Annotated in this window: 22 protein-coding genes; 12 read left to right on the top strand and 10 right to left on the bottom strand. The window is 47.5% G+C overall.

Translation table 11 applies throughout. The features are described from left to right. The first annotated feature begins 150 nt into the window (after window positions 1-150). The 5 genes from gatA (at window position 151) to TRQ2_RS07980 (ending at window position 5,246) form a co-directional block, all read left to right on the top strand. Window positions 151-1,569: an Asp-tRNA(Asn)/Glu-tRNA(Gln) amidotransferase subunit GatA gene (gene gatA / locus TRQ2_RS08000; RefSeq protein ID WP_012311180.1), complete on the top strand. Its 1,419-nt coding sequence runs from the start codon at window positions 151-153 to the stop codon at window positions 1,567-1,569. After that, a complete protein-coding gene (gatB, locus tag TRQ2_RS07995; protein WP_012311179.1) occupies window positions 1,566-3,014 on the top strand; it encodes an Asp-tRNA(Asn)/Glu-tRNA(Gln) amidotransferase subunit GatB in 1,449 nt (482 codons plus the stop codon). The genes gatA and gatB overlap by 4 nt, the downstream gene beginning before the upstream one ends. A gap of 4 nt (window positions 3,015-3,018) precedes the next feature. Further along, window positions 3,019-3,756, top strand: coding sequence for a hypothetical protein (locus tag TRQ2_RS07990; protein WP_011943932.1), 738 nt, complete (start codon window positions 3,019-3,021; stop codon window positions 3,754-3,756). Window positions 3,757-3,876: 120 nt separating this feature from the next. Next, complete coding sequence (locus tag TRQ2_RS07985) at window positions 3,877-4,140, top strand: type II toxin-antitoxin system Phd/YefM family antitoxin (protein ID WP_011943931.1); 264 nt, start codon at window positions 3,877-3,879, stop codon at window positions 4,138-4,140. Between the two features lie 2 nt (window positions 4,141-4,142). Further along, window positions 4,143-5,246, top strand: a complete 1,104-nt coding sequence (locus tag TRQ2_RS07980; RefSeq protein ID WP_011943930.1) for an ABC transporter ATP-binding protein — start codon at window positions 4,143-4,145, stop codon at window positions 5,244-5,246. Between the two features lie 14 nt (window positions 5,247-5,260). Here the strand turns inward: TRQ2_RS07980 and TRQ2_RS07975 are convergent, their stop codons facing one another. From TRQ2_RS07975 to TRQ2_RS07965, 3 genes are read right to left on the bottom strand one after another with little or no spacing between them, the layout of a single operon-like run. Beyond that, window positions 5,261-7,255: a cell division protein FtsA gene (locus TRQ2_RS07975; RefSeq protein ID WP_012311178.1), complete on the bottom strand. Its 1,995-nt coding sequence runs from the start codon at window positions 7,253-7,255 to the stop codon at window positions 5,261-5,263. Further along, window positions 7,252-9,525, bottom strand: a complete 2,274-nt coding sequence (mutS2, locus tag TRQ2_RS07970; protein WP_012311177.1) for an endonuclease MutS2 — start codon at window positions 9,523-9,525, stop codon at window positions 7,252-7,254. Before mutS2 ends, TRQ2_RS07975 begins: the two co-directional genes overlap by 4 nt. Window positions 9,526-9,528: 3 nt before the next feature. Then, on the bottom strand, window positions 9,529-9,906 hold the full coding sequence (locus TRQ2_RS07965) for a hypothetical protein (protein WP_011943927.1): 378 nt from the start codon (window positions 9,904-9,906) through the stop codon (window positions 9,529-9,531). Window positions 9,907-9,952: 46 nt separating this feature from the next. Between TRQ2_RS07965 and TRQ2_RS07960 the strand changes: the two genes are divergently transcribed. From TRQ2_RS07960 to TRQ2_RS09850, 6 genes are all read left to right on the top strand, one after another. Further along, on the top strand, window positions 9,953-10,912 hold the full coding sequence (locus TRQ2_RS07960) for an N-acetylglucosamine kinase (RefSeq protein ID WP_011943926.1): 960 nt from the start codon (window positions 9,953-9,955) through the stop codon (window positions 10,910-10,912). Then, window positions 10,909-12,156: a 6-phospho-beta-glucosidase BglT gene (bglT, locus tag TRQ2_RS07955; protein WP_012311176.1), complete on the top strand. Its 1,248-nt coding sequence runs from the start codon at window positions 10,909-10,911 to the stop codon at window positions 12,154-12,156. Before TRQ2_RS07960 ends, bglT begins: the two co-directional genes overlap by 4 nt. Window positions 12,157-12,192: 36 nt before the next feature. Continuing rightward, window positions 12,193-12,927, top strand: a complete 735-nt coding sequence (locus TRQ2_RS07950; protein WP_369700801.1) for a glycosyltransferase family 2 protein — start codon at window positions 12,193-12,195, stop codon at window positions 12,925-12,927. 189 nt (window positions 12,928-13,116) lie between these two features. Continuing rightward, a complete protein-coding gene (locus TRQ2_RS07940) occupies window positions 13,117-13,875 on the top strand; it encodes a glycerol-3-phosphate acyltransferase (protein ID WP_238514444.1) in 759 nt (252 codons plus the stop codon). A gap of 5 nt (window positions 13,876-13,880) precedes the next feature. Then, window positions 13,881-14,876: an aromatic ring-hydroxylating dioxygenase subunit alpha gene (locus tag TRQ2_RS07935; RefSeq protein ID WP_012311174.1), complete on the top strand. Its 996-nt coding sequence runs from the start codon at window positions 13,881-13,883 to the stop codon at window positions 14,874-14,876. A 413-nt stretch (window positions 14,877-15,289) separates the two neighbouring features. Beyond that, window positions 15,290-15,466 (top strand): hypothetical protein, encoded by a 177-nt coding sequence (locus TRQ2_RS09850; RefSeq protein WP_015646156.1) that lies wholly within the window; start codon window positions 15,290-15,292, stop codon window positions 15,464-15,466. A 413-nt stretch (window positions 15,467-15,879) separates the two neighbouring features. On the opposite strand, the gene metE is transcribed toward TRQ2_RS09850, so the two are convergent. Continuing rightward, window positions 15,880-18,084, bottom strand: a complete 2,205-nt coding sequence (metE, locus tag TRQ2_RS07925; RefSeq protein WP_004079949.1) for a 5-methyltetrahydropteroyltriglutamate--homocysteine S-methyltransferase — start codon at window positions 18,082-18,084, stop codon at window positions 15,880-15,882. A gap of 175 nt (window positions 18,085-18,259) precedes the next feature. Between metE and TRQ2_RS07920 the strand changes: the two genes are divergently transcribed. After that, the gene (locus TRQ2_RS07920; RefSeq protein WP_004079948.1) at window positions 18,260-18,607 is read left to right on the top strand and encodes a cupin domain-containing protein; all 348 of its coding nucleotides are present in this window, start codon (window positions 18,260-18,262) and stop codon (window positions 18,605-18,607) included. On the opposite strand, the gene TRQ2_RS07915 is transcribed toward TRQ2_RS07920, so the two are convergent. The 6 genes from TRQ2_RS07915 to TRQ2_RS07890 all read right to left on the bottom strand — a co-directional run bounded on the left by TRQ2_RS07915 (window position 18,594) and on the right by TRQ2_RS07890 (window position 22,580). Continuing rightward, on the bottom strand, window positions 18,594-19,592 hold the full coding sequence (locus TRQ2_RS07915; RefSeq protein WP_227738396.1) for a radical SAM protein: 999 nt from the start codon (window positions 19,590-19,592) through the stop codon (window positions 18,594-18,596). The genes TRQ2_RS07920 and TRQ2_RS07915 overlap by 14 nt on opposite strands. Beyond that, window positions 19,510-19,797, bottom strand: coding sequence for a DUF362 domain-containing protein (locus TRQ2_RS07910; protein ID WP_004079944.1), 288 nt, complete (start codon window positions 19,795-19,797; stop codon window positions 19,510-19,512). Before TRQ2_RS07910 ends, TRQ2_RS07915 begins: the two co-directional genes overlap by 83 nt. A gap of 4 nt (window positions 19,798-19,801) precedes the next feature. Then, on the bottom strand, window positions 19,802-20,152 hold the full coding sequence (locus TRQ2_RS07905; RefSeq protein WP_004079939.1) for a NifB/NifX family molybdenum-iron cluster-binding protein: 351 nt from the start codon (window positions 20,150-20,152) through the stop codon (window positions 19,802-19,804). A gap of 12 nt (window positions 20,153-20,164) precedes the next feature. Continuing rightward, window positions 20,165-21,031 carry an ATP-binding protein gene (locus TRQ2_RS07900; RefSeq protein ID WP_004079937.1) on the bottom strand — a complete coding sequence of 289 codons (867 nt, stop codon included), beginning with the start codon at window positions 21,029-21,031 and terminating at the stop codon, window positions 20,165-20,167. After that, entirely contained in the window at window positions 21,028-21,879 is an 852-nt protein-coding gene (locus tag TRQ2_RS07895; protein ID WP_004079932.1) for an ATP-binding protein, read from the bottom strand. The genes TRQ2_RS07900 and TRQ2_RS07895 overlap by 4 nt, the downstream gene beginning before the upstream one ends. A 77-nt stretch (window positions 21,880-21,956) precedes the next feature. Then, window positions 21,957-22,580 (bottom strand): class I SAM-dependent methyltransferase, encoded by a 624-nt coding sequence (locus TRQ2_RS07890; RefSeq protein ID WP_004079931.1) that lies wholly within the window; start codon window positions 22,578-22,580, stop codon window positions 21,957-21,959. Window positions 22,581-22,600: the final 20 nt, after the last annotated feature.

Raw genomic sequence — 22,600 nt, 5'->3', positions numbered from 1 at the left:
TTGTCGGTTTGTGTCAAGTGCTGAAAAGTTTCCAATAAGGTCCTTGTTTATTCTGAAATATGTTCATTTTCCATTTCAGAAGAAAGTTCATCGCTCTTCTGAATAATTCTAACACGTCTCTGATATAATTCTCAAGAGGAGGTGATCGGTTTGGACTTCAGAAGGCTCACAATAGAAGACTCCTTGAAACTCCCTGACGAAGAAAGGGAAAATCTCCCCCGTCTTTCCTTAGAGGCGATAAAGAAGTTCGACCCCCACGTGAAGGCGTTCATCTCCGTCAAAGAAGACGTCTCCGTGGAAAAGAATGGAAAGTTCTGGGGAATTCCCATCGCCATCAAGGACAACATCCTGACCCTCGGAATGAAAACGACCTGTGCTTCTAAAATCCTTGAGAACTACGAATCTGTTTTCGATGCCACCGTTGTGAAAAAACTGAAAGAAGCGGGCTTTGTTATCGTCGGAAAAGCGAACCTCGACGAGTTCGCGATGGGATCCAGCACCGAAAGATCCGCGTTCTTTCCCACGAGAAACCCCTGGGATCTCGAGCGAGTTCCCGGTGGCAGCAGTGGAGGATCTGCCGCTGCGGTCGCTTCGGGAATGGTCGTTGCGGCGCTCGGAAGCGACACAGGAGGTTCTGTGAGACAGCCCGCCTCGCTCTGCGGGGTGGTCGGGTACAAACCCACCTACGGACTCGTCTCTAGGTACGGCCTTGTGGCATTTGCAAGCTCTCTCGACCAGATAGGTCCCATCACGAAGACGGTGAAAGATGCGGCGATACTTATGGAAATCATCTCCGGAAAAGACGAGAACGACGCCACAACGATGGATAGGAAAGTTGATTTCCTTTCGGAGATCGAAAACGGCGTCGCAGGTATGAGATTCGCCGTTCCGCAGGAGATCTACGAGCACAAGATAGAAGACGGTGTGGCAGAGAGATTCGAAGAGTCCCTCAAACTTCTCGAGAAGCTCGGTGCGAAGGTGGAAAAGGTCAGCATCCCGCACATGAAATATTCCGTCGCCGTCTATTACGTCATCGCTCCCGCTGAAGCGAGTTCCAACCTCGCCAGGTTCGACGGTGTCAAGTACGGCCTCAGGGTAAAAGAGAAAGGACTCAGAGAGATGTACATGAAGACCAGAAACGTCGGGTTCGGTGAAGAAGTTAGAAGAAGGATCATGATCGGAACATTCACCCTCAGCGCTGCCTACTACGAAGCCTATTTCAACAAGGCCATGAAAGTGAGAAGAAAGATCTCCGATGAACTCAACGAGGTGCTCTCGCAGTACGACGCGATCCTCACCCCCACTTCCCCAGTGACGGCTTTCAAGATCGGAGAGATAAAGGATCCTCTCACCTACTACCTCATGGACATCTTCACGATACCCGCAAACCTCGCGGGACTTCCCGCGATCAGTGTGCCGTTTGGATTCTCAAACAACCTCCCCGTTGGTGTTCAGGTAATTGGCAGAAGGTTCGCGGACGGGAAAGTTTTCAGAATAGCGAGAGCCATAGAGAAGAACTCCCCCTACAACGAAAACGGCATGTTCCCGCTCCCGGAGGTGAAAGCATGAGATACAGACCCGTCATAGGTCTTGAGATACACGTTCAACTTTCAACGAAGACCAAAGCGTTCTGCTCTTGCCCGGCGGATGTCTTCGAGCTTCCCCCGAACACGGCGATCTGTCCCGTCTGCACCGGCCAGCCGGGAGCCCTTCCTGTTCCCAACGAAGAGATGATCAGGTTTGCCGTGAAGACCGCCCTCGCATTGAACTGCAAGATTCACAAGTACTCCAGATTCGACAGAAAGAACTACTTCTATCCTGACCTTCCCAAGGGGTACCAGATCAGTCAGTACTTCTACCCGATCGCAACCGAGGGTTTCCTGGAGATAGACGGAGACGAAGGAAAGAAGAAAGTCAGAATCAGAAGACTCCACCTCGAGGAAGACGCTGGGAAACTCGTTCACGAAGGGGACTCCATCACCCGCGCAAGCTACTCTCTGGTCGATATGAACAGATGCGGTGTTCCCCTAATTGAGATCGTTACAGAGCCCGATATTTCTTCCCCAAGAGAGGCTCGTGTTTTCATGGAGAAGTTGAGATCCATCGTGAGGTACCTCGGCGTGAGCACGGGAGACATGGAAAAGGGAGCACTTAGATGCGACGCGAACATCTCCGTCGTTGACACAGAAACGGGAAGACAGAGCAACAGGGTGGAAGTGAAGAACATGAACTCCTTCAGGTTCGTCGAGAAGGCTTTAGAGTACGAGTTCGAGCGAATCGTGAAGGCGATGGAGAGAGGAGAAGACGTGGAAAGAGAGACGAGAGGCTGGGACATGACCACGAAGACCACCGTTTCCATGAGAGGAAAAGAAGAAGAAAGCGACTACAGGTACTTCCCGGAACCGGACATACCGCCCGTTGTTCTCTCTGACGAGTATCTCGAAGAGGTGAAAAAGGAACTCCCAGAACTTCCAGACGAGAAGGCGAAGCGCTTCATGAGAGAGTACGATCTTCCGGAGTACGACGCAAAGGTGCTCACCTCGAGTAAAGAACTCGCCGAGTTCTTCGAAGAGTGTGTGAAGGTGGTGAACAGGCCGAAGGATCTCAGCAATTGGATCATGACAGAAGTTTTGAGAGAACTCAATGAAAGAAACATAGAAATCACAGAGTCAAAACTGACCCCTCAGCACTTCGCTGATCTCTTCAAATTGATGGACGAAGGAAAGATCTCCATAAAGATCGCAAAGGAGATATTCCCTGAGGTCTTCGAAACAGGAAAGATGCCCTCTCAGATCGTGGAGGAAAAAGGTTTAGTTCAGATCAGCGACGAAAAACTCATCGAGGAACTGGTGAAAAAGGCAATGGAACAGAACCCAAAGGCCGTTCAGGATTACAAATCAGGCAAAAAGAAAGCGGCAGGTTTCTTCGTGGGATACGTGATGAGAGAGACGAAAGGAAAAGCGAATCCGGAACTCACGAACAGGATCATTCAAAAACTCCTCGAGGGGGAGTGATATTTTGAAAAAGTTCCTTCCTCTTCTTTTTATTTTTGTGGTGGGCGTAGTCGTTCTTCCCGCCTCTTTCACCTGGACGTCCGATGGATACCGCGTCAAATTCGGTGACACACTCTTTTTTGAAGTCTTCAACGACGGATGGGGTGTGGGAGTGAGTCTCTCGAAGAGTGCGACGAACTACCAGAAACTCGGTTTTCTCAAGGTGAAAACCTCAGAAGTCACTTTGAAGACGGGTCTTTCTTTTGGGAACGGCTGGAACGTTTTCTTCTGCGTTGATCAGAAAGATGTGATTCCGTTTCCCGGAAGCCTCTATTATGAGTTCTTCATCGGAAGATCGGGTGGGTACGCTATCCTGGAACAGGACTACATCGTGAAGATCGGTGGGTACAGACTATCCCTCGACAACTTCGCCTATATGTCCAGGGACACCGTCATGTTCCACAGCGGTCAATTCTCCATGGGAGGCACCTCTTTTGCGTACAGAGCTTTGAACAACACGGTTCTCTTTGGCATCTCAGATCCAGACAACGTTCTCTTTTTGGGAGCCGGACTGCTCAACTGGAAACTCGCCGGAGGAGCAGGATTCAACTTCACACCCATAAACGGTGTGGATGTCAAGCTTCTTGTTTCAGCCGCCGTAGATGAGGTCTCTTTTGGATTCATGACACGTGCAAAGAAGGGAAATACCGATCTCACCTTTGTTCTGAACACGAACGAGTTCTACTTCAGTGTGAAATTTTAAGAATCCGCACGATATTCTTCAATAAACGGGGATATTTCTCGATATCCCCGTTTTTTTGTTCGAAACAGGGCTTGTAATTTTTTGTAAACTTGACTATAATTCTGGTCAGGGAGTGATGAAATGGATCTGAGCAGGGTTTCTTTTTACAGTCTTGCGGACGCGAAAGCGCGGTTCTCCCAGGTTGTCGAAGAAGCGAAAACGAAAGACGTGGTCGTGACAAAGAACGGTGTGCCCGCGGTTGCTGTCATTGACTACGAGAAATACAGAAAACTCATGGAATTCATGGATGAGATCCTTGATACTTATCTGCTGGACATCGGGAACGTGGAGAAGTATCTCGAGCTCAAAAAGTATTTTGAATTCAACGATTCACAGGAGGTGTGAGAATGGCTCAGGTTGTCCTTGAAAACGTCACCAAGGTCTACGAAAACAAAGTCGTCGCTGTGAAAAACGCGAATCTCGTCGTCGAAGACAAGGAGTTCGTGGTTCTCCTTGGACCATCCGGTTGTGGAAAAACGACCACTCTGAGGATGATAGCTGGACTGGAGGAGATCACAGATGGAAAGATCTACATCGACGGCAAAGTTGTGAACGACGTCGAACCAAAAGACAGGGACATCGCCATGGTGTTCCAGAACTACGCTCTGTATCCACACATGACCGTCTACGAAAACATGGCCTTCGGCTTGAAGCTGAGAAAATATCCAAAGGACGAAATCGACAGAAGAGTACGTGAAGCTGCGAAGATTCTCGGAATAGAAAACCTGCTCGACAGAAAACCGAGACAGCTCTCAGGTGGTCAGAGGCAGAGGGTTGCCGTTGGAAGAGCCATCGTGAGAAATCCGAAGGTTTTCCTCTTCGACGAACCGCTCTCCAACCTCGACGCGAAACTCAGGGTACAGATGAGAAGCGAACTCAAGAAGCTCCACCACAGACTCCAGGCAACGATCATCTACGTGACACACGACCAGGTGGAAGCGATGACGATGGCTGACAAGATCGTCGTCATGAAGGACGGAGAGATTCAGCAGATAGGAACCCCACACGAAATATACAACTCTCCAGCGAACGTCTTCGTTGCCGGATTCATCGGTAGTCCTCCAATGAACTTCATCAACGCGAGAGTCGTGAGAGGAGAAGGCGGTCTCTGGATCCAGGCATCTGGCTTCAAAGTGAAGGTGCCGAAGGAATTCGAAGACAAACTCGCAAACTACATCGACAAGGAGATCATCTTCGGTATCAGACCTGAAGACATCTACGACAAGCTCTTCGCACTGGCACCAACTCCAGAGAACACGATCACAGGTGTTGTGGATGTGGTCGAACCTCTCGGAAGTGAAACTATTCTCCACGTGAAAGTCGGAGATGACTTGATTGTGGCATCCGTCAACCCGAGGACTCAGGCAAAAGAAGAACAGAAAATCGATCTGGTACTCGACATGACGAGAATGCACGCCTTCGATAAAGAAACGGAGAAGGCTATTATCTGAGGGGGCCGGCCCCCTCACTTTTTTACTTTGAACTCGATCACGTCCCCATCCTCGAGCAGTTCAGTGAACATGGCTCTCCTTCCGTTTTTGAGAAGTTCGTAGTCCTTGAGTCCGTCCAGTTTCAAATCCTTGAGAAGGTCTATTACCATGGGTTTGAAGTCTTTCAGTTCCACTCTTTCTTCGTCTATCCTGTGGAGGATTTTCAAAGGGATTTTCTTCAATTCGCCGTTGAACGAGACAGTGATGTGGGGAACTTCAAGTGCTTCCTCCAGTGTTTTCCTTCCCTTTTCAACGAGGTCGATCTCTTCTCCGAGCGGAACTTCTTTATCGTCTTTCAAAGGAACTCCCCCTTTGAGAAGATCAAAATTCACGAGGGAGATCCATTTCTCTTCGCCGTTCACCACGATCCTTGTCTTTCCGTAGGAGATCTTTGACTTTATCTCGGAGATCTTTATCTTTTCCGGAAAGCTTATCACATCTCCTTCTTCTACGTCCGCGTCGGGTGGTACTGGCGTTCCGTTCTTCACGATCTCCGGTAAGATCTCCTCCACTTCTCCATCGGGAAGTTTCACTTTCACAGGTTTCACAAGGTCCTTTATTCTCAGTGGAGTTTTCTCCTCTTCGGTTTGAATATCTATCCTGTCACCGTGCTTCACTCTGGAGGAGAGATTCGCCTCTTCGCCGTTCACGAGAATCTTCACGGAGGTTCTTCTCTTTGGCCTCAAGAGAGTTTTTCCGTTTAGTTCAAAGGAAATCATCTCTCCACCTACGAGCGAGGAGAACCTGTATCCCGCCTGTATGAGCACCTGCATGACCGAGTACCTGCCCACTCCTCCCATGAGCTTCACAGGAACCCCGTTCACGAAGACCTGAGAGAAAACGGATCCCCTGTTTCTCATGGCACTGTAAGCGATTCCCACAGGAGTAATGTACTCGCTTCCTTTGACCTTTCCGGTGAGATCCTCAACAAGACCGGTGCTTTCTACACTCTTCAGAGATACCCTGTCAAGAGGAAGATCCATCTTCCTGGCAAGACTTTCCACAAAACCTGGTACCTTCGCGCCGCCGCCGACCACCATCACAACAGAGGGGGCTCCACCGTTCAGCTCTGTCACGACCGTTGAGATCTCCGTTGTGATCTGATCCACCACAGGCTTTATCGCTTCGGAGACCTCCCGGGCGTTCAACTCGATTTCTCTGTCCAGTATATTCTTCACCTTCACTCTTTCTTCCGAAAAAACGGTTCTCTTCACGTGTTCCGCCGTCTGAAAGTCGAGCAGAAATTTCTTTCCTATGGCTTCCGTTATCTCGTCACCCGCCATGGGAATCATTCCGTAGGCCACCACCGTTCCTTCCTTCGAGATAGCTATGTCGCTCGTTCCCGCGCCCACATCGACGAGAGCTATGTTCAGATACCTGAGATCCTCCGGGACGGTCAGATCCATCGCCGCTATCGGCTCCAGCGTCACGTGAACCGGAGTGAGTCCCACAGTCTCCAGAACCCTCATCAGGGAATCCACAACGTGAACGGGAAGGAAAGCAGAGACCACCTTAACATAAGCCTTCCCGCCTCTGTGTCCCTCAAGCTTTTTCATCCACATTCCGTCGAGTCTGTACTCGACGACGGAGTATCCCACACAGAAGAAGTCCTCTTCCACACTTTCCTGCGCTTTAGTCACCGCTTCTATTTCAAGCTTCATAACGTCTTCGCGGGTGATGTGTCCGGTCTTGGAAAAATCCAGCTCCGCCTCACCTACTTGAGTTTTCAGGAACCTTCCCGCGAGGGCTACAGCCACCTCTTTCAGTTCGATTTCGTTCCTCGACTCGAGTCTTTCTTTCACCTCTTTCACCGTTTCCGCCACTCCGAGCACATCGTGAACCTGACCGTCGAACATCGTGCGTGTTTTGTGTTCTATCAGTTCAGAATCCACGATTCTGATCGTACCTTTCTCCTCGACGACGATCAAACCCGCTATCTTTCTGGTACCCACATCGAGAGCGAAGATCACACTTTCACCTCCACCACCGTGACACCCGTTCCCCCCTCAGAAGGTGTTCCGAATCTGAAAGAAACCACTCTTTTGTCCTTTCTCAGTATTTCCCATACTCCAGATGCGAGCTTTCCGGTGCCCTTTCCGTGTATTATGTATCCCTTGCTGATGCCGTTCATCATCAGGTCATCGATGAACTTCTTCACAACCGGCTCCGCTTCTTCAACCGTCATACCCCTTATGTCTATCTCCGTTCTGAAGCTCGAAGGCCTGTAAGAGACCGCTGAAGATTCTTCCTTCTCCTCTTTTTTAGCCTTTTTCAGTTTCGAAACGGGCACCTTCAATCTGAGAAAGCCAAAGTCAACAAGGGCGGTGCCACTTTTCACCTCAACGACCTTCCCCACAGAGGTTCCACCTTCCATTTTCACGTGATCTCCGGGTTTTATTTCTTCTTCGGTCGCTTCTTCGATTCTCTTTTGCTCCAGATCTTTCTTCTCTTTCTCTATCGTCTTCACCGCTTCTCTCATCTCGTCAACGCTGCCAGTTTTTGCCACGTGTATCGCCTGATCGAGTTCCTTCTTGACCTTTCTGATGTAATCGTTGAGCTCCCTCAGCTCTTTGTCGAACTCTTCTATCTTCATCCTCCTCAGCTTTTTGTAATCTTCCTCGTACTTCTCCCTCAGTTTCATGTACTCTTCGCGTTCTTTCTGGAGTTTTCTCTTCTCCTCTTCAAGAAGCGAGATCTTCTCGTGGAGAGACCTTATGAGTCCCTCGAGTTCCATCTCCTCCCGAGAGAGTCTCGATCTGGCGTTTTCGATTATACGTTTGTCGAGTCCCAACTTTTCTGCTATCTGGAAAGCGTGAGAACCTCCTGGAACTCCAACCAGAACCCTGTAAGTTGGTGAGAGGGTTTCCGGATCGAACTCCATGGAGGCGTTCAAGAGCAGAGGATGGTTCATGGCGAAGACCTTCACAGGTGTGAGGTGTGTGGTTACAAAGATCGTTGCTCCTTTTTCCAGAAGATCCTCTATTATCGCGACGGCAAGGGCGGCTCCTTCCACCGGATCCGTCCCCGAGCCCAGCTCGTCGAGGATGACCAGTGAATCGCTGTCTGCATTCTTCACGATCTCCACGATCTTCTTCATGTGCGACGAGAAGGTGCTGAGGCTCTGTTCTATGCTCTGCTCCTCACCGATGTCCGCCATGATCTTTGGAAAGACCTTCAGCTCCGTTCCTTCATCACAGGGGAGAGGGAAGCCACTCATCATGAGGGCGGTAAAAAGACCAACGGTTTTCACAGTCACGGTCTTTCCGCCCATGTTTGGACCCGTTATGATGAAACCTCTTTTGTTGGGTGGAAGCTCAAGATTTATTGGAACGACTCTCTCCTTTGGTATCAACGGATGTCTTGCGTTGACAAGTCTTATCCGCGAAGAAGGTTTCACGACGGTTCCGTTGAACTCTCTTGCGAACTTCACCCTCGCGTAGAGGGAGTCGAAACGCGCTATGAGTTCCACGTTCCTCTCAAGGTCGTTGAGCCTGGAAAGGAGTATGTTCGTCAGCTGCCTCAGGATCCTGCTGATCTCCAGCCTTTCCTCCTCTTCTAAAAGACGCACTCTGTTGTTCAGTTCGACGAACTCGTCGGGCTCCAGAAAGACGGTGGCACCGGAAGAGGAGAGATGGTGAACGATTCCCCTCACTGCGTTCCTCATGGAAGCCTTCACGGGGAAGAGATACCTTCCATCCCTGTAAACGTACATCTGTTCCTGAAGGATCTGAGAGTGCGTCCTGACGAAATCATCGGCCTTTCTCTTTATCTCGCTGGCAAGACGCTTCTTTTCCGTTCTGATCTCCCTCAATCTGGGACTCGCACGGTCCGAGATCTCTCCATCCTGTTCTATGCACCTGTTCACCTCTTCCACGAAATCTCTGAAGGAGCTGAGTCTGGAGAAGGTCTCTTTGAGCCTGCTGTATTCACGCTTTTCGAAGTCCTTCTTCAGGATGTCACAGCCTTCGAGAAACACGGAAACGCGAAGAAGTTCCCATGGTTCCAAGGCTGAACCGGACTTCACCCTCTCCACTTCCTGAGAGATATCGTTCAATCCCTTTATGGGAGGCTCTCCCCACCTGGCAAAATAGTTCAGAAGCTCCTCCACGAGTTCGAGCTCGTCCCACGGATTCACCGTCGGTTTGAGAGTGTCCAGATGTTTTCTTCCCAGGTCAGAGAGCGCGTATTTCTTTACTATCTCCACAACTTTTGGAAAATCGAGTGATTCGAGATAATCCACTCTTCACCACCCCAGTCTCACGAACAGAGGAAATCTGATGCTCGAGTCCTTCAGCGTTATTGAATAACCAAATCCCCATTTTACTCCTTCATGCTTTTTCCAGAAAAAATTGACGACGGCAAGATAGGGTTTTAAAGAAAAGCCTACCCTTGTCTCAAGGGTAAACATGAAATCCCCCAGATCCAGATTCCTCACAGCACCGACGAAGAAACAGATGGAGGAAAAGCCCCAGAGTTCCACTCCCGCTGTGAACTCTCCAGTGTCCATGCCCACGGACGACACGGTTTCTCTTTCCGAAAAATCGTAGGAAAAGCTCACAAAGACGTCTCCCATCATCTGAACGGAGACGATCACAAGCAGAGCGAGAATGATTTTTTTCATGTTTTCCACCCCGAAACGATTATACTATGATGGGGAGGTGAAGAGATTGCTCTTTCTCGGAGTGGATGTGGGGGGAACGAAAACACAGGCCGTCCTCAGCGATGAACAGGGAAACGTTCTGGCTGTTCACAGAGGAAAAGGAGCGAACTATCAGGTCGTTGGAAAGGAAAGCGCTGTCAGGAATCTCAAAGATGTGATCGAAGGTATCCTGAACAAGGCAGGAAAGACCAGAGAAGAGATCGATTTTGCCTTCTTCGGATACGCGGGAGCGGACTTCGACTACGAGATGAAGATTGTGAGAGAAATACTGGAAAAGCTCGGTCTTGAAAAATTCGACTTCGACAACGACGGAAGGACCGCCCTGAGATCGGGGGTTTTCGACGACATTGGCATCATGGTGAGCTGTGGAACAGGTAGCATCTCCTACGCATCGGACGGCAGAAGGGTGAACAGAATAGGAGGCCTTTCTTTTTCACTGGGTGAGAGACTCGGTTCACACTACATCGCTTCTCTTGTGACCTCCGCTGTGATGAGGGCAAAGGACGGCAGAGACGACTGGACGACGCTCGTTGAAGAGGTGGAAAAAGAGATCGGCCCGGTGGAGAACCTTCTGAGATACGACTACGAAGGAGGATACACAGCAGAGCTGGTCAAGAGAGTGAATCAGGCACTGTTCAGATGCGCCGAAAAAGGTGATGCGGTTTCTCTCAGAATTTTCGATGAGATCGTGGTTGAAGTGAAAAAAATCATCGACGCGCATAGAAAGGCACTGAACTTCACACCTCCCATCAAACTGATCCTGGAGGGAAGCTTCTTCAAGAACGCACCTTCCCTTCTGATAAACATGATAGAAAGCGCCACCGGAAAAGAATACGAAATCGTCATACCGAAGCACGACCCTGTAATCGGTGCCGTGTTGTTTGCAATGGAACGCTCTGGACTGAGAGTAACAGAGGACCTTTACAACAGACTGGTGAGGAACTACCTCAGGGAGGTGAAGAAATGAGAATCGCGGTGATAGGTGGAGGAAGCAGCTACACCCCGGAGCTGGTGAAGGGACTTCTCGACATCTCCGAGGATGTTCGCATCGACGAGGTGATCTTCTACGACATCGACGAAGAAAAGCAGAAAATCGTCGTTGATTTTGTGAAAAGGCTCGTCAAAGATAGGTTCAAGGTGCTCATCAGCGACACCTTCGAGAGTGCTGTCGTGGACGCGAAGTACGTGATCTTTCAGTTCAGACCCGGCGGACTCAAAGGTAGAGAAAACGATGAGGGCATTCCGCTGAAGTACGGTCTCATAGGTCAGGAAACAACAGGGGTTGGGGGATTTTCAGCGGCTTTGAGGGCGTTTCCCATAATAGAAGAGTACGTTGATACCGTGAGAAAAACATCGAACGCGACCATCGTAAACTTCACCAACCCATCCGGCCACATCACGGAGTTCGTGAGAAACTACCTCGAATACGAAAAATTCATAGGCCTTTGCAACGTTCCCATAAACTTCATCCGGGAGATCGCAGAGATCTTCTCAGCAGAGCTCGAAGACGTGTTCCTGAAGTACTACGGCCTCAACCATCTGAGCTTCATAGAGAAGGTCTTTGTAAAAGGTGAAGACGTGACGGAAAAGGTCTTCGAGAACCTGAAGCTGAGGCTCTCCAACATACCAGACGAAGATTTCCCGGCGTGGTTTTACGACTCGGTGAGGATCATCGTGAATCCTTACCTGAGATATTATTTGATGGAGAAAAAGATGTTCAAAAAGATCTCCTCGCACGAGCTCAGAGCAAGGGAAGTGATGAAGATAGAGAAAGAACTCTTCGAGAAGTACAGAACCGCTACCGAGATACCGGAAGAACTCACAAAGCGCGGCGGCAGTATGTATTCCACTGCGGCGGCTCACCTGATAAGAGACCTCGAAACCGATGAAGGGAAGATACACATAGTGAACACGAGGAACAACGGCTCGATCGAAAACCTCCCGGATGATTACGTTCTCGAGATTCCGTGTTATGTGAGATCCGGTAGGGTCCACACGCTCTCGCAGGGGAAAGGAGATCACTTTGCTCTTTCCTTCATCCACGCGGTGAAGATGTACGAACGACTCACAATAGAAGCGTATCTGAAGAGATCGAAAAAACTCGCCCTGAAGGCTTTGCTCTCCCATCCCCTCGGGCCGGACGTGGAGGACGCAAAAGACCTTCTCGAAGAGATACTGGAGGCAAACAGAGAATACGTGAAACTGGGGTGAAATAATGGAACCAAATCTGCTACACATTGCGATCGTATTTTCATCTCTCCTGATATCCTTACTTTACTTTTTTTCTCCAGAAAGCGGTTCCTTCACACCAACGGTTTTTCCAAGGAACCGGTAGGAAAAATCTCTGTTATAATACCTGCAAGAAATGAAGAGAAAAACATAGGAAAAATTCTGAAACTTTTAAGCATACAAAGGGTTAAACCGCACGAAGTTATCGTTGTTGATGACAACTCTACAGATAGAACAAGCGCTGTAGCAGAAAATTTCAAAGACGCTTTTGAAAGATTCATATTGATCAGACTAACCAAAGATCCGCCAAAAAATTGGGTAGGAAAGACCTGGGCAATCTGGAACGGATATCAAAACTCAAGTGGAGAAATTCTGATATTCATGGATGCAGATGTGGAGCCTGAAGAAGGAGCGATTGAGGTTCTTGTTGAGATCCATAAGAAACATCCTGGATTGATTTCCGTCTGGCCTTATCAGAGATTCGAGAGGTTCTATGAGCACTTGAATTTGGTGTTCAACTTAATGATCGTCTACGCGAGTAACATGCTCGGCTTTCCATCAAAAAGGCCAAAAGGAGCTTTTGGCCCTGTGATACTGACTTCGCGAAGGGATTATATGAAAACAGGCGGCCATGCAGCTATCAAAGATTCTGTTCTTGAAGATCATAAAAAACGGGATCAAGGTGATGAATTTCTTAGGAAATGGGATTATAAAGTTCAGAATGTATCCAGAAGGGTCCAGACAACTGTCTGAGGGATTTTCGAAAAACATTTCTTCAGGTGCCTTGACCGGCGGGATTTTGAGCTTCCTACTCGCTTTGATATGGATTTCTGGTTTTTATTACTCCTTCACGTCCTTTAGAACACCGCTTTGGTGGTCTATGATATATTTCATATTTTCCCTGATTGTCTATTTGCTTTCTAAGCCTCTGGGGGACTACAGGTGGTACGATGCCTTTCTATATCCGTTGCATTTCACCTTCTTCGCTGCCGTCTTTTTCCATTCACTTTACAAAACACTGGTGCTAAAAAAGGTCACGTGGCGCGGAAGAGAAATAAAAATAAGATAGCGTTGGAGGAGAGAAAATTGATGTTAAACTTTTTTCTAATAACAATTCAATTTTTATCCGGGGCGGTTATGTATTCTCACATAATCGCAAAGATAAAGGGTATCGATCTAAGAAAAATTAGAGATGGAAATCCTGGTTCATCAAATTTGTGGCGTGCAGCTGGTTGGAAATACGGTTTTCCAGCTCTGATGCTTGATTATTTCAAAGGTACTTTCCCCATAGCATTTTTCGTATGGAACGAATCCTTCCATGTAAATCGTTATGTTATCGCATTTGCAGCACTTTCTGGAATACTCGGTCACGCGTTTTCACCTTTTCTGAAATTCAAAGGTGGAAAGGCTATCGCAACAACCTTTGGAGCTTGGTCTGTTCTGACAAAGTGGGAAGGACCCATAGTTCTTGGAACTGTTTTCACAATTTTTTCGATACTCCACAGGTTAAGAGGCAAAAACAAAACAACGCCGGAAGAAGATGCCTTCAGGGTTATGATAGGATTTGCCGCACTGTTAATTTACACGATGTGGAAGGTTTTCAACGGTATGCCCGAACTGGCTATACTCTACTTTGGAAATTTTTTGATTGTATTTTATAAACACCGTTTGGAACTAAGAAGGTATCTTAAGGGGGTATAAAAGACATGATAAAAAACCAGTGGTACGTTGTACTGTCTTCCAGAGAGCTTAAGAAAGGCCAGTTGATAGGTGTTACAAGGTTTGGTGAAAAACTCGCTTTCTGGAGAGGCAGCAATGGAAAGGTTCATTGCATCTCAGATATTTGCTGCCATAGAGGTGCTTCTATTTCACACGGAAAGGTTCTTAGTAATGGAGAGCGTGTAATTTGTCCTTTCCATGGATTCGAATACGATTCGCAAGGAAGAGTACGGACCATTCCAGCAAACGGAAGAAACACACCAGTACCCGAAAATTTCAGGGTGAAATCTTACCCGACCTATGAGTTAGCAGATTTCATATGGATCTGGTACGGCGATAGGGAACCAGAAAAACCACCAAAGTACTTCGATGATATAACTGATGAACTGGTCTACACAGAGTTTAAAGAAGTTTGGAACGTTCATTATTCAAGGGCAATAGAAAATCAACTTGATCCCATACACCTTCCCTTCGTACATTACAACACAATAGGCAGAGGGAACAGAACAGTTGTCGATGGTCCAATAGTTGAATGGAAGGATGACGAAATGTTCTATTTCTACGTGTTCAATAGAATCGATGATGGCACACCAGCTCGAAAACCAGAAGAGATGGATCCAAAAAGAAAGAGCAAGGTTTATCTCGAGTTTAAATTTCCAAACATTTGGCAGAATCATATATCCGAAAAAATCAGGGTAACGGCTGCATTTACTCCCATAGACGACGATCATACGATGATCTATCTGAGATTTTACGTGGGTCTTACTGGAATCAAGTTTTTAGATAAATTGATAGCGGTTTTAGGAAAACCTTTCAACAAGATAGTGCTTCACCAGGATAAACGTGTTGTTGAAACCCAGATTCCAAAAAGAAGCGAGCTTCGAATGGGTGAAAATTTAATTCCGGGCGATGCACCGATACTTGAATACAGAAAAAAAAGAGAAGCATTGAAGTCCATGCAGCAGAATAATAGGGTGAAATGATGGAAGATCAAGGGCAGAGGATAACAAGTTTCGAACAGTTAATAAAACTTTGAGAGAAAACATATGACGAAAAAAGAAAATCCAAGCGGTTTCATCTGCTTCCGTACTACTCGAAAAACATTGTGTTCAAGATCTAGATAAAGATTGCAAGGGAAAAAAGCAGAGTACTCCCTGGTAAAACTGCTGAATCAGTTGTCAAAGTTTTCATGGCCGTAGATAAACCACCAGAGGATTTTGAGAAAATATCGAACGCGCATTTCTTTTATACACCATCCAGGTAAGGCGTAGGTGAAATCGAACGAACTGAGCTCCAAAATTTAAAGGATTCACTGAGGAAAAATTTCAACGAAGAAGAAATATCCCGTTGGATCGACAGATTTTGCAAACATACTTCATACGAAATTTCTATTCCTGTGCTGAGAAACAGGAAATTAGCGCTGGAAGGAAAAACAGGAGTCATAGTAAACTTTTTCTTTGACTACCAGTTGGTGAAGATGATATACGATTCTGGTTGGTACGATAAGTTCAAAATGATTCTAGAAAGCGATAGAAACGCTATCGGAAACGGTATGCCTCAGTTTGAAAGATAAGGCGATTTTTAAGTTCTCTTCAACTCCTTTGACTATAGAAAGATATGTGGGCACATCGATGGTTCTGTCGTTGGCTGGGCATTCAGCGAAAAACTCTATAAAAATCTGTCGAAGTCGCCTCTAACTCCCTTTCCAGATATCTACAAGGCCGGTCAGTGGGCATATCAACCTGCGGGTGTACCCATGGCGATTCTAACGGGAAAATTGACCGCAAACAAAGTCTAAGAGAGAAATGAAACTACGATCTAAAAAAAATCGCTCCGGCATTGCGCCGGAGCTGTTTATTCTTCCCTTGAATTTTTTCAACCATCTTGTATTATACCACAAACTGTTTCTGTTTGTCAAGTACTTTTTTGTCCCGTTTCTTCTTTCGAAATCATTATAACACATTCCCGCGAAAAGACAAGTCCCCCTCAACTTTCAAATTTTTCCCTCATCTCCTTTGCAAGCGCTACCATGTTTCTGAGCGATGGAATTACTTCGTCCCAGTTTCTCGTCTTGAGACCGCAGTCGGGATTAATCCAGATCAGCTCCTTAGGCAGTACCCTGAGAACTCTTTCGACTATTTCCCTCATTTCGTTGATGGAGGGAACAGCAGGAGAGTGGATGTCCCAAACACCAACACCGATCTGCTTGATCCATCCCTTGAAATTTTCAAAGGCAGAAATGATCTCACCTTTACTCCTCGAAGCCTCAATGCTGATCACGTCGAACTCCAGCTGGTGGATGTACTCAATTATTTCGTTGAAATCCGAGTAGCACATGTGGGCGTGGATCTGTGTTTCCGGTCTCGCGTTGGCCGCCAGGTTGAAGGCGTTTATCGCCCATTCGAAGTACTCAGGCCATTTACTCTTTTTGATGGGTGCTTTTTCTCTGAACGCGGGCTCGTCGATCTGCACGATTTTTATTCCCGCCTCTTCCAGATCCTTCACTTCTTCGTTTATCGCAAGGGCTATCTGGTAGGCTATTTCTCTCTCTGGGATGTCTTCCCTGTAGTAGCTCCAGCTCATGATGGTGACGGGTCCTGTGAGCATTCCTTTGACGGGCTTTTCCGTGAGAGACTGAGCGTAGGTGATTTCTTTGAGCGTCATGGGTTCTGGTCGTGTGACGGTGCCGTATATGATTGGTGGGCGATAACACCTCGAACCGTAGGAGAGAACCCAGCCGTTCTGAGTAGTGGCGATGCCGTTCAACTTCTCAGCGAAGAACTCAACCATGTCGGTTCTTTCAAACTCACCGTGCACAAGAACGTCGAGTCCTATTTCTTCCTGAAGTTCTATAGCCTTTTTTATCTGTTCCTTTATGAAAGCTTCATATTCTTCTTTGGAAATTTCTCCCTTTCTGTATTTTGATCTCATCTTTCTCACTTCAGGAGTCTGCGGGAAAGAGCCAATGGTCGTTGTTGGAAAGAGTGGAAGGTTCAGTCTTTCTCTTTGGATTCTGTCGCGCTCGGTGTATTCTTTCTCCCTTCTGAACGAATCTTCTGGAAGATTTCTTACCCTCTCAACAGCTTGGAGGTCCACCGCGAAATCTTCAAAAGACACGTTAGGAAGGTCAAATGTTTTGCCTTCCAGGAAATCTTTCAACATTTTTAGCTCTTCGAGCTTTTCTTTTGCAAAGGCAAGTTTTTCCTTCAATCCGCCTGGCAGATTGTTTTCCAGTTCCAGAGTCACTGGAAGATGAAAGAGTGGGCAGGAATTTGAGATGGCACTCGCACCGAGTTTTTCTACCAGCGATGCCACCTTTCTGAGATCCACTTTCCAGGGCTGGCGGCCGTTTATCACACCAGCCACGAGTTTTTTGTCTTCCGGGAACCCGTGTTTTTCGAGATTTTTCAGATTTTCTTCGTTCGAAACGAAATCGAAGTGAAGTCTCTTCACCGGAAGGGAGACGCACGCTTCGTAGTCGGAAACGCTGTCGTAATAGGTGAAAACAGTCAGTGGAAATTCTGAAAGCTCACGGTACACGTTCAGTATCAGATCCCAGTGGGCCTTTTCAAGATCGCAGACGAAAGCGGGTTCGTTCACGAGAATCTCCTTACAGCCATTTTCCACGAGCTTTTCGAATACTTCTTTGTAAACAGAAACGAGGCTTTCCAGCAGTTTTTCCATTTGATTTGGTCTTCTGATCCACTCGCCGTTTCTTTTGGAAAGGTACAGGAAAGTGAAAGGACCTATCACCCACGGTGCTGTTTCTATTCCCTTCGATTTGAAGAACAGATAATCCTCAAGAGGTTTGTTTTCGAGAAGATAGAACTCTTCGGTTTCTATTTCCGGAACGAGGTAGTGATAGTTGGTATTGAAGAATTTGGTCATTTCCAGAGCCTTTCCACCGCGCGCCATATCGAAGTACGTTGAAAGTCCTCTGTACTCACCGAACCTCTCCGGAACTGCCCCCACCATCACCGCTGTGTCGAGCACAAAGTCGTAGTAGGAAAGTTCGTTTGAAGGAATCACATCGACGTTCTTTCTGTAGTTTTCCACCATGTACATTCTGAGTTTGTTCATCTCTTCCTCGAACTGTTCTTCCGTGATCTTTCCCTTCCAGAAATCCTCCAGAGCCTTTTTGAATTCCCTCTTTTCTCCTATCTTCGGAAAACCGAACGCGTAAGCCTTCAACCCTTTTCACCTCCATTTGTTGTATGTTTTGAAAACATGATACCACATGTTGTGTGTAACATGGTTAACAGAAGGAAAATTTGCATAAACATTTTTTGAGGGAAAAACTGGCTCTTTCAGATTGTGATGTGTGATATACTCAAAGTCAGAAAAATCGATGAAGGAGGGAACAGGTATGGTCGTGAGATCTTCTGAAATCACCCCTGAAAGGATTTCTAACATGCGCGGTGGGAAAGGTGAAGTGGAAATGGCACATCTTCTCTCCAAAGAAGCTATGCACAACAAAGCAAGACTCTTTGCCAGAATGAAACTCCCTCCCGGATCTTCCGTGGGGCTTCACAAACACGAGGGGGAATTCGAAATCTACTACATCCTCTTGGGAGAAGGCGTCTTCCACGACAACGGAAAGGACGTTCCCATAAAAGCAGGAGACGTGTGCTTCACGGATTCTGGAGAGTCTCATTCGATAGAGAATACAGGAAACACAGACCTTGAGTTTCTGGCGGTGATCATTCTGCTGTAGTGTATCTGTAGTATCTTCGGCCGCTGTACTCGATGATTTTCACATTTTTGCAGGATCTGAGTTTTTCCAAAACCGGTTTGGGATCGATCTTCTGTGAAGTCAAAAGATCTCTTACCTCCTCTTCGTTCATGGGATGACGCTTGATCACGTTCAAAACGGCATCGATTCCTTCTCCTGCAGCGATGAATCTACTTGCTGCGGGAGTTTCTATCGATGCGGCATTGAAAAGCTCTTTTGCTTTCTCTATCGTTTCCTCATCTGGAGGTTCAACCCATCCCTCTGCCGGAGGTCTCACAGGAACGTTCACATAAACCCTGTCCGACTCTACCTGCGAGATCTTTTCTTTTAATTCTTCCAGTGCGAAATCGTTCAATCCCTTCACCAGCATCACTTCGAGCCAGATCTCACCGCTGTACTCTCTTCGAAACTTTTTCAAACCCTCGAACACTTTTTGAAACGACAGATTTTTGTGAGGTTTGTGGATCGTCCTGAAGCTCTTTTCGTCCCACGCAGAGAGTGTGGGCATTATTATGTCCGACAACTTCGCCTCTTTCCTGACTTTTTCACTCCAGAAGAGTGATCCGTTCGTTATGAGTACAACGGGTTTTCCGGTGATCGATTTGCACAGATCTATCAGGGCATCGAGGGGAGTGTAGAGAGTGGGTTCACCCTCTCCAACGATGCTCACCACGTCGAAATCATACCGGTGCCTCTTCACGAACCCTTTCAACTCTTCTTCGAACACCTTCAACGGAAAGAACGTCTGCCTTTTCACGGTGAAGTTCGTTGTTCTTCCAAGCTGGCAGTACACGCACGAATACGTGCACGTTTTGAACGGAATAGGGGAGACACCGAGAGATCTGCCGAGCCTCTTAGAGGGAACGATCCCGTACACACGGCTGTTAGAACTCATCCCATCTTCCTCGCCCTCTACCGTATCCTCTTCCCATGCCTCTGCCGAAACCTCTTCCAAGCCCTCTTCCAAAACCTCTTCCCATTCCTCTCAGCGCGGGATTCTCATAATTAGGTCTGATGGCTCCAACAGGGCATGCATCGAAGCACTTTCCACATCGAATACACTTGTAGTTGTCGATAACGGCCTTTCCGTTCTCTATTCTAATTGCACCTTCAACTGGACACACTTTGACACAATTTCCACAGCCAACACACTTCGAATTCACCCAGGGCACATCCTCACCCCTCTCTGGTGAAGGTCGTCAACTCCTCGAGCCTTCCTTCGCTGAAAGCGTCGATTGCCTCCTGAACCGTTCCTCCTTCGAACCGATAGACCTTCACTCCAGCCGCCTTCAAAGTCTCAAACGCGTTTCTGCCGACATTCGAGGCTATGAGATACTCTACTCCCTTCGAAACGAGACTTTGAACAACCTTCGGGCCTGTCCCATGCGCATCGGCGATGGTGTTTTCAACGACTTCCACATTTCCAGACTCCGTGTCATAGATGATGAAATACTCTGCCCTGGCGAATCTATCGCTCACCATGGAAGACAGATCCTTCCCCACAGATGGAATCGCTACCCTTGCCATGATGCCACCTCCTCAAGAAATTTTCTCTATGATCTTCTCAACTATCTTCTTTATGGACTCTGCAGCGGGACTGTTTTCGTACGTAACCACCGGTTTACACTCCACAGAAGCCCTCACCACCGTTTCGTCGAACGGGATTTTCCCCAGTAAATCGAGCCCTTCACTCAAACAGTAATCCTCTATCTCTCGAGACACGACCGAGTTTATATCGTACTTGTTGATCACTATTCCAAATTCTCTCTTGAGACACTTCAACGTTTCCACGATTCTCTTGAGGTCGTGAAGTCCGGACATGGTTGGCTCAGTGACAACAACCACATAGTTCACTCCGACGATAGACGACGTGGCAGAGCACCCTATACCGGGAGCCCCATCTATGATCACATAGTCTCGTTTCAGTTCTTTCGCTTTCTCGAGAGCGAGCTTGCGAACTTCCGCTACGAGTCCACCGGAATTTTCTTCACCGGGGCTCAGCCGGGCGTAAACAATGGGTTTGCCTCCAGACCAGGCGAAGAAATACCTTCCAGCGAGGGACTGAACCAGAGTGATGGCATTTCTGGGACAGGAAACCACACACGCGTTGCACCCTTCGCAAGCGTACTGGTCAACTCCGTATTTCTCACCCGGGATTATCGCGTCGAATCTGCACACCCTTTCACAAATACCACATCTGTCACACTTCTCTTGATCTATAACGGCCTTCTTCCCTCTGTAGTATTCGTGCTCTTCCACGGGATCTCCGGGAAACAGGATGTAGAGGTTGGACGCATCGACATCACAATCTGCGAGCAGGGAATTTTCAAGAAGAACCCCGAGAGACGCGGTGAACGTTGTTTTCCCTGTTCCACCTTTTCCACTCACGACAGCGATCTGCTTCATCGAACCATCACCTCGATCTTTTCGAACAGCTCCAGGAAGTCTTTTTTCATATCCTGGAAGGCCTCGACAATCAGCTTTCCTTCGGCGCAGAGAGAAGCTATCTCCCTTTTGAACGGTATCTTCAGAAGAACAGGTATTCCCTCTTCATCGGCGAACTCTTCGATGATGGTGTTACCTGGAATGTATCTGTTGACAACGATACCGGAGGGTATCCCCATCTCTTTTGTGAGCTCGACTGCCAGTTTCAAGTCGTGAAGGCCAAAAGCGGTCGGCTCGGTTACCAATAGAGCGAAATCTGTGTTTCTCAAGCTTTCCACGACAGGACAGGACGTGCCCGGAGGAGCGTCAACGATCACAACATCCGCTTTCTCATCGATGTGCTTTTTCAACTTCCTGATGACGGGAACTCCCGTTCGCTCTCCGATGTTCAGAATCCCCATACCGAACGAGATGTTTCCATCGGCCGTTCCAAATCTTATCTTTCCTATCTCCTTTGGCCTTTCGGAGATCGCGTTGACGGGACACATTATAGAACATGCACCGCACCCATGACAGAGACTTTCGAAAACGAACGTTCCGCTCGGAAAGACGGATATGGCTCCAAACTGACAGGTGCTTGCACACTCACCGCATCGAATACACACGGAGTTGTCCACAACCGGAATCATCAGGTGGACTGGCTCTTCGAAAGAAACATCGACGTTGAAAAAGATGTGATCGTTGGGTTCCTCCACGTCCGCATCGAGAAGCTGCACCCTGTAACTTTCCGAGAGCGCTTTTGCCATGTTGACAGAAACGGTGGTCTTTCCTGTTCCTCCCTTTCCGCTGAGAACAGTTATCTTCGTCATGCATATCCCTCCACGGTTTCATTATATACCATAAACATATATTATTGCGAACATTTCTCAATAAATTCAAAGAAAAGTCATTTCTTCGTTCCTCTTATCACCACAAAAGCACCTTCACCGTAGCCTTCCTTAACCGGTTCGATCTCACTGAGCTCCGATGGGTGTTTGAAGAGAGTTTGGACGACTTTGAATTCTTCAAAACCCGCTTTTCTCATCAGATCCATCAGTTCCTCCGTTGAGAAGAATCGAGCGTTTTTGTAGAAAACGCTCTTTTCTTTGTTTTTTTCGTATTCTCTTCCAAGAAAACTCTCCCTGTCCACGATACCGACGATGAGATACCCACCCTTTTTGAGGATACGATAGGCTTCTTTCAACGCCCTTTCCGGATCATCCACAAAGCAGATCGTTGTCACCATCAACGCGAAATCGAAGCTTTCATCCTTCAAGGGAAGGTTCTCCGCTGTACCCTTCAAAACGAACACGCCTCGCTTTCTTGCTATCTCTGCCATGCGCTCTGAAGGTTCCACTCCGATCTTTATTTTGAGAGGAACGGCAAATCTTCCCGTTCCTACACCTATTTCCACACCTCTCCCTTCTGGAAGAAGGCACTTCACCGCTTGCAGTTCGGAAAGGTACGCGAACCTGTGGACCAGAAACCACCGCTCGTATTCGTTCACGAAACGTTCAAAGATATGCCACACGAATCTTCACTCTCCTTTCT

This window comes from Thermotoga sp. RQ2 (assembly GCF_000019625.1).
GTDB lineage: Bacteria > Thermotogota > Thermotogae > Thermotogales > Thermotogaceae > Thermotoga > Thermotoga maritima.
The sequence above is the reverse complement of the archived record's forward strand: the minus strand, read 5'-3'. Positions and strand labels throughout refer to the sequence as shown.